Below are 12,682 nucleotides of genomic sequence, written 5' to 3'. Positions count from 1 at the left end.
GACACTGTCTGGCAAGGAGGACAAGAATGCGCAAGATCGTCGCCGGCAAGCTGCACGGCATCCACGTCACCGAAGCCAACCTCAACTATCACGGCTCGATCACGCTCGACCCGAACCATTGCGAGGAAGCCGGCATCCTGCCGATGGAGTTCGTCGAGATCTGGAACAAGAGTTCCGGCGCGCGGATTTCGACCTATGTGATCCTCGGCGAGCGCGGCTCGCGCTGCTGCATCCTCAATGGCGCTGCCGCCCGCACCTGCCAGGCCGGCGACCAGCTCATCATCTGCAACTCGGTCTATGTGAACGAAAACGAGATCACCGGCCTCAAGCCGCGTGTGCTGACCTTCGACAGAGACAACCACGTCATCGAACGCCTGACCTATTCTGTCGAGCGTGACCGGGCCGGGCGCTACAGCTTTGCCATCCTGGACGAAAGCAACGCGATATTGCCCATCCCTGCACTGGTCAGCGGCAACTGAGCTTCGATTTTGGCCTCCGAGTTGGGAAGCGCTACGGAGATGTTGCCGACATCAGCTCAAGGTCTGGCCGCCATCGACCAGCAGCGTCTGGCCGGTGATCCAGCCGCTCAGCGGCGAGGCAAAAAACAGGATGGCTCGAACAATGTCTTCGGGCGTGCCGAAACGGCCAAAGGGAAAGCTGGCCTTGGTCTTGTGGTAGAGCTCGGGATTGTCGTCACGGCATTTGTCCCACCAGCCGCCTGGGAACTCAAGCGAACTCGGGGCTATGCAGTTGACGCGAATACCCTTTTTCGCCAGCGCCGCGGCCTGTGACTGCGTGAAGTGCATGACGGCGGCCTTCGCCGCGCCATAGGCCGGCGTTGTCGGCGCCGGTCCGAAGGCGGTGCGCGACGAGATGTTGACCACCGCCGAGGCGTTGCCCTGCTCCAGATAAGGCTGGGCGACACGCGAGGCCCGCACAGTGGCAAGGACATCAATCCCAAGGCTCGCCGCCCAGTCGTGCTCGGTGTCCGAACTGGCTTTGCCGGTGGCGTTGTTGACGAGGATGTCGATGCCGCCGAGAGCTTTTGCCGCCTCCGCAACGTAGTTGTCGATCGAGGACAGTTCTCCGAGATCGCAATAGGCGGCATGGGCGGTGACACCGTGGCTTGCGATGCTGTCGCGCGCGGCAGCAAGATCGGCCTCGCCGCGGGCGCATATCGAGACCGAGGCGCCAGCCCTGGCGAAGGCCAGCGCCGTATGCAGGCCGAGCCCCCTGCTGCCGCCGGCGACGACAGCACGCCTCCCCTTGAGATCGAGTTCGAACATGATCGCTGCCTTTCGCGAGAGCGCTGCCGCGCAACTTACCCGGATAAATTTCATGCTCAAGTAGAAATTCTAGTTGCCTTGTCCACGGCGATGGCCATCCTGTGAGCGATTCTGAACGCCCGACGAAGCCACACTCCATGCATCGCCCGGATGGCCGGGCCGCCGACGCGCATGGCCAGCCACGAGTGGGAAAGCAGTGGCTTGAGTGCAAGGAGGCACGTTACACATGGTCCGGGAACACAGGCACGGCGAGTCGGCAGGCTCGAGCGGCGGAAGAATGACGACGAACGAATCCGAAGCGCTGACAATCATCGAGGCAGAAGGCACGCGCGAACTCAACCGCACGGCCCGCAACGCCTCGGGCCGCAAGCCGAGCCGCAAGACCGAAGGCGTCCAGGAAAAGATCCTGGACGCCGCCGCCAAGGTGTTTGCCCAGAAGGGCTACCAACTCACCAAGCTCAGCGACATTTCCGACGAGATCGGCCTGCATGTCACGGCGCTGCGCTATCACTTCCCGACCAAGGACGTGCTGGTCGAGGAGATGATCAACAGCCTGACGCGGCAGTTGCACGTCAGGTTGCTGGCAACGCTGCAGCAACTGCCCGCCGATACGCCCTATCGCGAACGCATCGAAGCAGCGGCGATCACCTACCTGAACACGACGCTGCAGAAGCTCGACTACATCGCCGCTCATGGCAACGTCATCAACCAGATCCCGCAGGATGTGCGCGAGCGGCATTTCGGGCTGTTGAACGAGACCAACAAGATCTGGCGCGACCTGATGACCGCGGCAGCCGAGGCGGGTGAGCTGCGGTCCGGCATCAACGTGTCGCTGGCCAACCAGGTGCTGCAGGGCACGCTGATCTGGACCCGCGAATGGTACAAGCCGGGCGGCCTCACCCCTACCGAGCTGGCCATCAGCATTCTCGACGTGTTGTTCGACGGGCTTTCGCCACGAAAATAGCAGCCTCTCAGCGCGCCGCCGCAGCCGGCGAGAAATGGGTCTCGAACTTGTCCTCGATGCCCTTGAAGGCCTGAGCATCCCCGGGCGGCGGCAGCTGGGCCGCGATGACCGGCCATTTCGCCGCATATTGCCTGTTCAGCGCCAGCCACTTTTCCGCCCGCGGATCGGTGTCGGCCAGGATGGCGTCGGCCGGACACTCCGGCTCGCAGACGCCGCAATCGATGCAAACCTCCGGGTCGATCACCAGCATGTTTTCGCCTTCGTGAAAGCAATCGACCGGGCATACCGCCACGCAGTCGGTGAATTTGCAGCGCACGCAGGCGTCGGTCACCACATAGGCCATTGGTCCCTCCTTCAAAGCGGTGGCCGGAAGCTAGCTGACATTTTTTGTTGTTCAACAAGAAATTTCTAGTCGAGATAGAAAAAATGTCTTGCGCCCGAAACCGGATGCCCGTAGCTGTAGAGCCACGAGTAACCGGGAGGGGTTAGTTGGAACTCGACCTTTTCATTTCTGGCATCGGCGGCCAGGGCATCCAGCTTGTCGGCAAGTCGCTGGCGCTGGCAGCCATACGAGACGGACGCCATGTGATGCTGGCCGGCGAATATGGCGGCCACATGCGCGGCGGCAGCTCGATCGGCACCGTCGTCATTGGTGCGCGGCCGCTCAAGGCGCTGCCGATCCTGCCGCATGCCGGCACCGCCATCGCCCTGTCGCATCTGTTCTGGGAACGCGTCGGCTCAAGGTTGCGGCCCGGCTCCCTGGTACTGGCCGAAGAGACCATCGCCGCCGACCTGCCCGACATGGACAGGCACCGTCTGGTCAGACTGCCGGCAACGGCGATCGCCACCGAGCAAGGCAGCCGCATGGCCGCCGGCATGGTCATGCTGGGCGCCTTCGCCGCGCTCACTGGCGCGGTGAAAATCGACAGCGCGGTGGCAGCGATGGCCGAACAGATCCCTTCGTATCGCCGCCAGCACATCGAGGCCAACGAGCGAGCGATCCGGGCCGGCGCGGCTGCCGTGACGGCTTTGGCCTTCGCCGTCGACTTCGACGCCCGGGAGGTCGCATGAGACAGGTCACGCGCGGCACACTCGTCATCGACGCCGACCGCTGCAAGGGCTGCGAACTCTGCATCGTTGCCTGTCCGCCGAGGGTCCTGACCATGTCCAGGACCGGCAATGCGACAGGCTATCTTTACCCCGAGCTTGCGCCCGGCTGCACCGGCTGCACCGCCTGCCAGCAGGTTTGCCCGGATTTCGTCTTCGAAGTCTACAAGTACCACGAGCCGATCGTTTCGGGCTCCGACGCCGAAAGGATCCAGTGATGACGATGCGCCTGATGGACGGAAGCGAGGCGATCGTCGAGGCAGCGATCCAGGCGGGCCTGCGCTTCTATGCTGGCTACCCGATGTCGCCGGCGACCGAGCTGCTCGAATACATGGCCGAAAAGCTGCCGCGCCACGACGGCGTATGCATCAACGCCGCGACCGAGATCGAGGGCGTCAACATGGCACTTGGCGCCGCCGCCGGCGGCTTCCGCGCGGCCAGCGGCTCGTGCGGCCAGGGCCTCGCCCTGATGCAGGAGGCCATCGCGGAAGCCGCGCTCAACGAGACGCCGGTCGTCATCTTCAACATGGCGCGCAACCAGCAGGACTATTTCCAGGCCACGCGCGGCGGCGGCTGGGGTGACTATCGCACCATCACGTTGGCGCCGAAGGACCTGCACGAGGCGGTCGAGCATGCGCAGCTCGCCTTCCACCTCGCCGACAAATACCGCGTGCCGGTGATCTTCATGGGCGACAACCTGCTCGCCCGCACCCAGATGGGCACCACCTTGCCGCAGCTCGACCTCGAGCCGCTGCCACCCAAGGACTGGCAGCTCGACGGCACCTCCGGCGGCACCGGCAAGTCGCGCCAGATCTGGACCTTCGGCTGCGGAAAGACCAACGATCCCGGCCCTGGCCCGAGCAAGCACTGGGAGCGCATCGCCGCCAAGTTCGACGCCATCGCCGAGGTCGAGGCGCGGCATGAGGACGGGTTCGTCGAAGATGCCGAGACCCTCGTCGTCGCCTTCGGCAGCGGCGGAAAATTCGTCGAGCACGTCGTTCGCGAGATGCGCGCCGACGGCCACAAGGTCGGCTATTTCCGCCCGATCACGCTGTGGCCCTATCCGGGCGAGGCGCTGGAGAGGGCATCTCAGCACTGCAAGCGCGTGCTCGTCTTCGAGCTCAACGCCGGCCAGATGATCGACGACGTCAAACTCAACGTGCGCGACCGCAAGATGGTCAAGGCCATCGGCGGCGTCAGCTTCGACGAATCCGGCCTGAACCTCGGCCCCCTCATGGATGCGACTGTTATCCGCGAGCGCATCGAGCTAGCCATCAACGGAGCCAGCCAATGAGCATCGTCATGACCACGCGCCCGCCCGAGGCGCCTTCCAACAAGGTCGCAGCGTTCAAGCCGACGCTGCTGCAGACCGAGGAACACCACCTCTGCCCGGGATGCGGCGAGCCGGTGGCGATCCGCCTGGTGCTCGAGGTCATCGAAGAACTCGGCCTAGCCCAAAAGAACGTATCGATCATCGGGCACGGCTGTTACGGCTCCTTCATCATGACGATGGATGTCGACTCCACGCTTTGCCTGCACGGACGCGCCCCCGCGGTCGCGACCGGCCTCAAGCGCATGCGCCCGGACGTCGCCGTGTGGACGCTGCAGGGCGACGGCGACATGACCAGCGAGGGCCTGGCCGAAATCCTGCATGCCACCGCGCGCGGCGAAAACATCACCTGCATCCTCCTCAACAACGGCGTGTTCGGCGATACCGGCGGCCAGATGACGGCGTCTTCGGTCATCGGCCAGCGCACCAAGAACACACTGGAAGGCCGTGACGCGGCCTATCACGGCCATCCCATCGTCATCGGCGACATGGTGGCGGCCATGCCGGGCGCGGCCTATGTGGCGCGAGGCTCGGTGCACAACGCCGCCTCCATCGCCGCGACCCGCCGCCTGATCCGCAAGGGCTTCCAGCGCCAGATGGAGAAGAAGGGGCTCAGCCTCGTCGAGATCCTGACAATGTGCCCGACCGGCTGGTTCGTGCCAGCATCGGGCGGCGCCGACTACATGATGGAGTCGCTCGGCAAGACCTATCCGCTGGGCGAGATCAAGGACATTTCAGCTTCGGAATGAGACAATGCTCTGCCTGACCCATCGCATTCTCGATCTCGCCGTCGGTTCGACACCCAACGCGCTCGCGGCCTCGCTCGATGAGCGGACGGTTACATTTGCCGAGGTCGACAAGGCTGCGAACGCCATGGCGCGCGCACTGCAGGTCCTCGGCATCGGGCGCGGCAGCCGCATCCTGTTTCAGGCCGAGATGGCGCTCGACCATCTCGGCTTCTATTTCGCCACCCAACGGCTCGGCGCCGCTTTCGTGCCGATCAACCCGGCGCTGTCGCCGGAAGAAATCCGCCCGATAGCCGGCTATATCCGCCCCGACCTGCTGGTGCTCGATCCGGCCCGCCAGGACGGCAGCAGCTTCAGCGTGTCCGGCCTGAGCATCCCGGTCGCCGTACTCGGCGCAGGCGAAAATGCCACGGCCGGCATCAACCTCGACGCGCTGGCCGGCAAGGCCAGCACCGACGCCCTGCCCGACCTTGGCGTAGCTGAAAGCGATACGCACGCCATTTTCCTGACCAGCGGAAGCACCGGGCTGCCGAAGGGCGTGGTGCTGTCCCACAAGGCGAGCTGGCTGCGCTCCTATCTTGGCGCGTCGCGCTTCGTCACTTCGGGGGGACGCGGCGAGTTGATGACGTTTCCGATGTTCCACTGGGCGGGCTGGAACTATCTCATGGAAAACTGGGCGCATCGCCGCGCCGCCCACTTCGTCAGCCGTCCCGACGGCGAGATGCTGGCGCGCGCGATCGACCGCTGGAAGCCGGCTTTCCTGTACTGCATCCCGGCGATCTGGGAGCGCGTGCTTGCCGCCAAGACACCCTTCGACGGCGCGGTCGTCCGCTCGGCCGCATCGGGAACCTCGAGCTTCGACCCAGTGCTGATGGAGCGCATTCGCGCCCGTTTCCCGCGTGCCTACCGGGCAGCGATGTACGGTTCCACCGAATTCGGCGGCGCTCTCGGCCTCAACGACTCCGACATCGAGCTCAAGCCGGGCAGCGTCGGCCTGCCGATGCCCGGCCACGAGACACGGATCGTCGACGGCGAACTGCAATTGCGCTCGATGAGCATGATGGATGGCTATTTCGAACTGCCCGATCAGACGGCGGACGTATTTGTCGACGGCTGGTACCGCAGCGGCGACCTCGTCGAAGCCGACGACGAAGGCTACCTGACCATCACCGGCCGCCGCCGCGAAGTCATTCGCTCGGGCGGCGAGACCGTCGCCCCGGCAGAGGTCGAGCTTGCACTCGCCGGCTGCCCCGGCATCCGCTCGGTCGCCGTCGTCGGCCTGCCCGATCCGGTCTGGGGCGAACTGGTCTGCGCAGCCGTCGTGCTCGACCGTCCCGGCGAGTGTCCAAGCCTCGACGTCCTGCGCTCGCATCTCGGCGGCGCGCTCGCTGCATTCAAGCATCCACGCAAGATCGTCGCCGTCGACGACCTGCCGAAGACGCCGGCCACCGGCCAGATCATGCGTTCGCGGGTCAAGGAGATGGTCCTGCTGATGAACTGACCAGGCATTTCATATCCGGGGCGGAGGAACCCCGGTCTTTTGGGAGGAAGACATGAGATTGAACAGAAGACATTTTCTGACGACGACCGCTGCAGGCATCGGCGCATTGGCCATGCCGGGCATTTTGCGCGCAGCGCAGGGTGATACGGTGCGTATCGGCCTGATCACCACGCTGAGCGGGCCAGGCCAGGTGTACGGCAACTACATCAAGGACGGCAGCGAGATCGCCGTCGAGCGCATCAATGCCGCCGGCGGCATCAACGGCTCGAAGATCGAGCTTGTGGTGCGCGACGACAAGAACTCGCCCGAGGGCGCTGTCACCGCGTTCCGCGAGCTGACCGGCAACGGCATCAAGCTGTTTGCCCAGGGCACCTTCACCGCCAACCTGCTCGGCACGCTGCCGCTGCTCGATGAAGCGGACGTGACCATGGTGATGGTCGGCGCATCGGCACTGGCGCTCACCCACGAAGCCTTCAACCGGCGCGCGTTCCGGCTCGGCTTCTCGTCGCCGATGTGCTTCGGCGGGTACGGCACCCTGATGGCCCAGAAGCATCCGGAAATCGAGAAGTGGGCGATGCTGCGCTCGGACGTGACGGCACTGGCCGACATCACCAACGCCTTTGCGAAAGGCCTGACTGCGGAAACCGAGAAGGCCGGCCGCAAGGTCGAGATTCTCGACCCCGTTCTGGTGCCCTATGGCGGCGCCGATTTCCGCAACCAGATCTCCAACATCATCGGATCCGGCGCGCCCGGCCTGTTCAACGTGCTGCAGGGCGCCGACGCCATCAGCTACTACAAGCAGGCGCGCACCTTCGGCCTCGACCAGAAATTCAAGGTGCTGTGCGACTCGGCCAACGAGTTCGCCATCGCCAAGGCGATGGGCGCCAACACGCCCGCCTCGCTGTGGAGCTGGACCGGCTGGTACCCGGCGGCCAACAAGGACAATCCGGTCAGCGAAGAGGTGCACAAGGCCTACATCAAGCTGCGCGGCGACGAATTCCCCAACTGGTACATCGGCGTCTCGCACGACAGCATCCTGACGCTGGCCAACGCCGTCGCCAAGGCCGGTTCGATGGACGCAGCCAAGCTGATCCCGACCATCGAGACCGAAACGCCGCAGGGCGCGCTCGGCAACATCCACTTCCGCAAGGAAGACCACGGCTTTGCCGGCGACCTCACCTACATCCGCTTCGGCCGCGACGACAAGAACGCCAACGGCTGGAGCGTGTTCGAAACGGCGCAGCTTCCGGGTGCCGAGTTCCTCGAGCCGGCGACGCCCGGCAAGAAACTCAACTAGGTCGGGGGAAGCACTAGATGTTTACGCTGGTCAACGGTCTCACGACCGGGATGGCCGTGTTCCTCGTCGCCGCGGGTCTTACCCTCGTCTTCGGGATCATGCGCATCCTCAACTTCGCCCATGGCGCCTTTTTCATGATCGGCGCCTATGTCGCGAGTTCGCTCGTCGGCTCGGCGCCGCGCTCGGTCCTGGCGCTCGTCGCCGCGGCCGTCGTCGCGGCGCTGGTGGTTGGCGTGCTGGGGATCGTTGTCCAGCGTTTCGTCCTCAGGCGCATCCAGCATGTCGACGAGCACTACATGCTGATCGCCACCTTCGCCGTAATGCTGGTCTGCGTCGGCTTCGTGAAGCTTGTCTGGGGGCTGGAATTCCTGTCCGTCGACCCACCTCCCGGCATTGATACGGGCGTCGAGATCGCCGGGCTGTTCATCCCCTCCTTCTCGCTGTTCATCATCGGCTCCGGTATCGTCGTTTTCCTGGTGCTCGACTTCGTCATCCATCGCGCCTGGGCCGGCAAGATGATCACCGCGATTGCCCGCGACGGCTGGATGTCTGAACTGCTGGGCATCAACGTGCCGGCCGGCATCATGGCGGCGGTCGGCGGCAGCTTCGCGCTCGCCGGGCTGGCCGGCGGATTGCTGCTGCCCAACCAGACGCTGTCGCCCGCGCTCGGCGACACCTTCCTGCTGCTCGCCTTCATCACCGTCGTCATCGGCGGGCTGGGCAATGTGCGCGGCGCCTTCATCGCGGCGGTCCTGCTCGGCGTCATCGACGGGCTCAACACCATGTTCCTGCCCGCCTATCCGGGCATTGTCGTCTATTTCGCCATGGTCGCCTTCCTGCTGTTGTGGCCGAACGGCATTCTCGGGGAGAGCCGGCTGTGAACCGCCTGTCGACATCGCTTCTGGCAGCACTCGCCGCCGCCCTGTTGCTGCTGCCCTTGTGGGCGAATTCCGGCCTCGTCTTCCTTGCCGGCACGACAATCATCGTCGCGGTCTTCGCGTTGTCGTGGAACCTGTTGTTCGGCTATGCCGGCCTGGCCAGTTTCGGCAGCGGTGGGCTGTTCTCCATCGGCGCCTACACCATGGCTGTCATGCTGCGCCAGGGCTACGAAGGCCAGTTCCTGCTGCTGATCGTGCTGGCCACGCTCGCCGGCGGGACGGTCGCCTTCGCCATCGGCCTTGTCGCGCTCAGGCGCTCGAGCGGCATCTTCCTGGCTATCCTGACGCTGGCGCTGGCCGAACTGCTGCGCATCTCGCTCGCCAAAGTCCACTGGCTCGGCGCCGAAGACGGCATCCCAAGCATTGTCCGGCCTGCCTTTTCGGTCGGCTTCGCCACTGTCGACCTGTCGCGTGGCAACAGCTACTACTGGTTCCTGTGCATCGCCTGCGCGCTGCTCGTCGCCCTCACTTGGTGGATCGCGCATGGCCGCTTCGGCCGCACGTTGCGCACCATCCGCCTCGACGTCGAACGCGCCGCCTTCATGGGCGTCGATACCCACCGCTACAGGCTGGTCGCGTTCACGATATCAGGTGCGATCGCTGCCTGCGCCGGATCACTGTTTGCGCCCTGGGCCCAGATCGTGACGCCCGACATCGGCAACATGATGCGCTCGACACAGCCAATCCTGTTCACCTTGCTCGGCGGCGCATCGTCCTTCTGGGGACCGCTGATCGGCGCATTCCTGTTCTCGGCGATCGAGTTCTCCACCCGCACGCTTGTCGGCATCCAGGAGATCATCACCGGCGGCATCCTGCTCGTGGTCGTGCTGATGTTCCCGACGGGCGTCGCCGGGGCCTGGAATGCGCTGATCGCCCGCCTGTCTGTGCGGCAGGCGCCCGAAAAAGCGGCGACAGCCGCCCCTGCGAGCGAAGGAGCAAGCCAATGAGCATCATTCGCCTGTCCTCCATCGACAAGAGCTACGGCGCGCTGAAGGTGCTGCACGGCGTGGACGCCGAAATCGCCGAGGGCGAGACCTTCGCCATCATCGGCCCCAACGGCGCCGGCAAGACCACGCTGTTCAAGGTCATGACCGGCGAGGTCGGCTGCGAGGCCGGGACGGTCGAGTTCCTTGGTCAGGACGTGACCCGCGACCCCGCCTACAAGCGCACCCGCGCCGGCATGGGCCGGACATTCCAGGTGGCCCGCGTGTTCAAGGACATGACGGCGGAGGAAAACCTGATCGTCGCCGTCGAGGCGCGGCTCAGGAACACCGGCAAATCCGACGCGCCCTGGTATGCGGTCAAGCCGTCATCCGCCACTCTGGACGAAGTTCATGCCATCCTTGCCAGGCTGTCGCTCGACAGAAAGGCGAAGACGCCGGCTTCCGAGCTTTCGCATGGCGACAAGAAACGTCTCGAACTCGGCATCACGCTCGCCGGACGTCCAAAAATCCTGATGCTCGACGAGCCGACCGCCGGCATGTCGCCGAGTGACCGCGTCGGCGTCACCGAACTGATCCGCAGCATCAGCGGCAAGGGCAGCGGCCTCACCGTCGTCATGACGGAACACGACATGGGCGTCATCTTCGGTCTCGCCGATCGCATCATGGTGATGAACCAGGGCCGAAAGATCGCCCAGGGCAGTATCGACGACATCCGCGCCGACCCGATGGTGCGCGAAGTCTATCTCGGCAAGGAAGCGCATCATGCTTGAGGCCAGCCGCATCAACGCCTTCTATGGCGGCAGCCATATCCTGCATGGCGTGGACCTCGCCGTGCCAGCTCTCGGACGCGTCGCGGTCATCGGCCGCAACGGCGCAGGCAAGTCGACGCTGCTGAAGTCGATCATGAACGCGGGGCCGACCGTCGACGGCGAGGTGACCTGGGAAGGCCGGTCGATTGCCACCCTGCCCGCCTTCAGGCGCGCCCGCCTCGGCCTTCAGCTGGTGCCGGAAGACCGGCGCATCTTCCAGCACCTGACGGTGCGCGAGAATATCCAGATGGCGGCATATGCCACAGCCCCCGGCCGCAAGCCGATACCGGCGCAGGAGGTCGTCGACCGCTTCCCGATGCTGCAGCCCATCGCCGAGCGCGGCGGCGGCCAGATCAGCGGCGGCCAGCAACAGATGGTGGCGATCGCCCGGGCGATTGCCTGCCGTCCGCGCCTGCTCCTGCTCGACGAACCGACCGAGGGCCTGGCCCCGGCCATCGTCGAGGAGCTTGCCGTAAGCGTGCGTGAACTGTGCGAAGCCGAGCAGGCAGCGTTGCTGCTGTGCGAACAGAACATCTGGTTCGCGCGCCAGATCACCGACACGGTCCTGGTCATGGATACCGGCCGCATCGCGTTCCGCGGCAGCTGGCCTGAGTTCGACAGCAACCCGGAGATCAAGCAGCGCCACCTGGCGGTGTAGCTTCTCCGGCTCACAACTCCCAACAAGTCCGACCGGGCTTTTCAACCCTAAGCAAAGGAGCGCAGGGAATGAGCAACCTTACCCAACAGCAAGTGCTGAGCGTGCATCACTGGACCGATACGCTGTTTTCGTTCACCACCACCCGCGACCCCTCGTTTCGCTTCGAAAACGGTCAGTTCGCCATGATCGGCCTTGAGCTCGACGGCAAGCCGTTGCTGCGCGCCTACAGCGTTGTCAGCCCCAACTATGAAGACAATCTCGAATTCCTGTCGATCAAGGTGCCGGACGGCCCGTTGACCTCGCGGCTGCAGCACCTGGCCGTCGGCGACAGCATCGTCGTCGGTCGCAAGGCCACCGGAACACTGCTGCTCGCCAACGTCCGGCCGGGTCGCAACCTCTACCTGTTCGGCACCGGAACCGGGCTCGCGCCCTTCATGAGCCTGATCCGCGATCCCGAGACCTTCGAGCGCTACGAGCGCGTCGTCCTGGTCCATGGCTGCCGCCAGACAGACGAGCTCGCCTACCGGGACCAGATCGTCAACGAGTTCCCGACCAGCGAATATTTCGGCGAGCTGCTTACGGAGAAGCTGATCTATTATCCGACGGTCACACGCGAGCCCTTCCGCAACCGCGGCCGCATCACCGATCTGATCCGCTCCGGCGTGCTGTCTACCGATATCGGCCTGCCGGCGATGGATGCGGCCGATGACCGGGCGATGCTTTGCGGCGGTCCGGCGTTCATCGCGGACATGGCCGAAATCCTCGAAGGCCTTGGCATGAGCGAGGGCAACAACGCCACCCCCGGGGAATATGTCGTCGAAAAGGCCTTCGCCGAGCGCCGCTAGCAATGCGCATTTCCTCGTAAAGCGCCGACACTGCATTTGTCGATGCATCGGCGCTCCAGGACTTCCTCGACAGACCCCATGGCAAGGACTTCCAGTTTGCCGACCGTTCGATCGGCAAGGCCAGCGACACGTGGCGCCTCAAGGGCCTCGCGATCTGCCGCCCCCTTCAGCCTGCGTGAGGTGCGAATGCGGGCGACGCATGCGCCATTGACAAAGTACATCCGGCATTTCAAACATATGTTTGAAACTACCATTTG

General features: G+C 64.7%; 15 protein-coding genes. 13 read left to right on the top strand and 2 right to left on the bottom strand.

All coding sequences use genetic code 11. The features are described from left to right. Positions 1-26: 26 nt before the first annotated feature. Positions 27-479, top strand: a complete 453-nt coding sequence (gene panD, locus PCJ21_RS18755; RefSeq protein ID WP_269932949.1) for an aspartate 1-decarboxylase — start codon at positions 27-29, stop codon at positions 477-479. A gap of 51 nt (positions 480-530) precedes the next feature. Here the strand turns inward: panD and PCJ21_RS18750 are convergent, their stop codons facing one another. Further along, positions 531-1,286, bottom strand: coding sequence for an SDR family NAD(P)-dependent oxidoreductase (locus PCJ21_RS18750; protein ID WP_269932948.1), 756 nt, complete (start codon positions 1,284-1,286; stop codon positions 531-533). A gap of 277 nt (positions 1,287-1,563) precedes the next feature. Between PCJ21_RS18750 and PCJ21_RS18745 the strand changes: the two genes are divergently transcribed. Then, positions 1,564-2,250 carry a TetR/AcrR family transcriptional regulator gene (locus tag PCJ21_RS18745; protein ID WP_269932947.1) on the top strand — a complete coding sequence of 229 codons (687 nt, stop codon included), beginning with the start codon at positions 1,564-1,566 and terminating at the stop codon, positions 2,248-2,250. A gap of 7 nt (positions 2,251-2,257) precedes the next feature. Here PCJ21_RS18745 and fdxA read toward each other — a convergent pair whose 3' ends face one another. After that, on the bottom strand, positions 2,258-2,593 hold the full coding sequence (gene fdxA, locus PCJ21_RS18740) for a ferredoxin FdxA (protein ID WP_269932946.1): 336 nt from the start codon (positions 2,591-2,593) through the stop codon (positions 2,258-2,260). 146 nt (positions 2,594-2,739) lie between these two features. On the opposite strand from fdxA, the gene PCJ21_RS18735 reads away from it, so the two are divergent. From PCJ21_RS18735 to PCJ21_RS18685, 11 genes are all read left to right on the top strand, one after another. Continuing rightward, positions 2,740-3,321: a 2-oxoacid:acceptor oxidoreductase family protein gene (locus tag PCJ21_RS18735; protein WP_269932945.1), complete on the top strand. Its 582-nt coding sequence runs from the start codon at positions 2,740-2,742 to the stop codon at positions 3,319-3,321. Continuing rightward, entirely contained in the window at positions 3,318-3,575 is a 258-nt protein-coding gene (locus PCJ21_RS18730; RefSeq protein WP_269932944.1) for a 4Fe-4S dicluster domain-containing protein, read from the top strand. The genes PCJ21_RS18735 and PCJ21_RS18730 overlap by 4 nt, the downstream gene beginning before the upstream one ends. Next, a complete protein-coding gene (locus PCJ21_RS18725) occupies positions 3,575-4,651 on the top strand; it encodes a thiamine pyrophosphate-binding protein (protein ID WP_269932943.1) in 1,077 nt (358 codons plus the stop codon). The genes PCJ21_RS18730 and PCJ21_RS18725 overlap by 1 nt, the downstream gene beginning before the upstream one ends. After that, positions 4,648-5,436, top strand: coding sequence for a thiamine pyrophosphate-dependent enzyme (locus PCJ21_RS18720; RefSeq protein ID WP_269932942.1), 789 nt, complete (start codon positions 4,648-4,650; stop codon positions 5,434-5,436). The genes PCJ21_RS18725 and PCJ21_RS18720 overlap by 4 nt, the downstream gene beginning before the upstream one ends. Positions 5,437-5,440: 4 nt before the next feature. After that, a complete protein-coding gene (locus tag PCJ21_RS18715) occupies positions 5,441-6,934 on the top strand; it encodes a class I adenylate-forming enzyme family protein (protein WP_269932941.1) in 1,494 nt (497 codons plus the stop codon). A 52-nt stretch (positions 6,935-6,986) separates the two neighbouring features. Continuing rightward, a complete protein-coding gene (locus PCJ21_RS18710; protein WP_269932940.1) occupies positions 6,987-8,231 on the top strand; it encodes an ABC transporter substrate-binding protein in 1,245 nt (414 codons plus the stop codon). 17 nt (positions 8,232-8,248) lie between these two features. Next, positions 8,249-9,112: a branched-chain amino acid ABC transporter permease gene (locus tag PCJ21_RS18705; protein ID WP_269932939.1), complete on the top strand. Its 864-nt coding sequence runs from the start codon at positions 8,249-8,251 to the stop codon at positions 9,110-9,112. Continuing rightward, positions 9,109-10,116 (top strand): branched-chain amino acid ABC transporter permease, encoded by a 1,008-nt coding sequence (locus tag PCJ21_RS18700; protein ID WP_269932938.1) that lies wholly within the window; start codon positions 9,109-9,111, stop codon positions 10,114-10,116. The genes PCJ21_RS18705 and PCJ21_RS18700 overlap by 4 nt, the downstream gene beginning before the upstream one ends. Next, positions 10,113-10,883: an ABC transporter ATP-binding protein gene (locus PCJ21_RS18695; protein ID WP_269932937.1), complete on the top strand. Its 771-nt coding sequence runs from the start codon at positions 10,113-10,115 to the stop codon at positions 10,881-10,883. The genes PCJ21_RS18700 and PCJ21_RS18695 overlap by 4 nt, the downstream gene beginning before the upstream one ends. Then, positions 10,876-11,580 carry an ABC transporter ATP-binding protein gene (locus tag PCJ21_RS18690; RefSeq protein WP_269932936.1) on the top strand — a complete coding sequence of 235 codons (705 nt, stop codon included), beginning with the start codon at positions 10,876-10,878 and terminating at the stop codon, positions 11,578-11,580. Before PCJ21_RS18695 ends, PCJ21_RS18690 begins: the two co-directional genes overlap by 8 nt. Positions 11,581-11,648: 68 nt before the next feature. Continuing rightward, the gene (locus PCJ21_RS18685) at positions 11,649-12,425 is read left to right on the top strand and encodes a ferredoxin--NADP reductase (protein ID WP_269932935.1); all 777 of its coding nucleotides are present in this window, start codon (positions 11,649-11,651) and stop codon (positions 12,423-12,425) included. The last annotated feature ends 257 nt before the right edge of the window (positions 12,426-12,682 follow it).

Origin of the sequence: Aminobacter sp. HY435, from assembly GCF_027568395.1 — a bacterium.
Lineage (GTDB): Bacteria > Pseudomonadota > Alphaproteobacteria > Rhizobiales > Rhizobiaceae > Aminobacter.
This window is presented reverse-complemented; position numbering and strand designations above follow the sequence as displayed.

Coding starts and splice junctions, on each gene's coding strand:
- PCJ21_RS18730 (WP_269932944.1), top strand. CDS start 3,318: ATGAGACAGGTCACGCGCGGCACACTCGTCATCGACGCCGACCGCTGC.
- fdxA (WP_269932946.1), bottom strand. CDS start 2,593: ATGGCCTATGTGGTGACCGACGCCTGCGTGCGCTGCAAATTCACCGAC.
- PCJ21_RS18690 (WP_269932936.1), top strand. CDS start 10,876: ATGCTTGAGGCCAGCCGCATCAACGCCTTCTATGGCGGCAGCCATATC.
- PCJ21_RS18715 (WP_269932941.1), top strand. CDS start 5,441: ATGCTCTGCCTGACCCATCGCATTCTCGATCTCGCCGTCGGTTCGACA.
- PCJ21_RS18750 (WP_269932948.1), bottom strand. CDS start 1,286: ATGTTCGAACTCGATCTCAAGGGGAGGCGTGCTGTCGTCGCCGGCGGC.
- PCJ21_RS18705 (WP_269932939.1), top strand. CDS start 8,249: ATGTTTACGCTGGTCAACGGTCTCACGACCGGGATGGCCGTGTTCCTC.
- PCJ21_RS18685 (WP_269932935.1), top strand. CDS start 11,649: ATGAGCAACCTTACCCAACAGCAAGTGCTGAGCGTGCATCACTGGACC.
- PCJ21_RS18695 (WP_269932937.1), top strand. CDS start 10,113: ATGAGCATCATTCGCCTGTCCTCCATCGACAAGAGCTACGGCGCGCTG.
- PCJ21_RS18745 (WP_269932947.1), top strand. CDS start 1,564: ATGACGACGAACGAATCCGAAGCGCTGACAATCATCGAGGCAGAAGGC.
- PCJ21_RS18710 (WP_269932940.1), top strand. CDS start 6,987: ATGAGATTGAACAGAAGACATTTTCTGACGACGACCGCTGCAGGCATC.
- PCJ21_RS18720 (WP_269932942.1), top strand. CDS start 4,648: ATGAGCATCGTCATGACCACGCGCCCGCCCGAGGCGCCTTCCAACAAG.
- panD (WP_269932949.1), top strand. CDS start 27: ATGCGCAAGATCGTCGCCGGCAAGCTGCACGGCATCCACGTCACCGAA.
- PCJ21_RS18725 (WP_269932943.1), top strand. CDS start 3,575: ATGACGATGCGCCTGATGGACGGAAGCGAGGCGATCGTCGAGGCAGCG.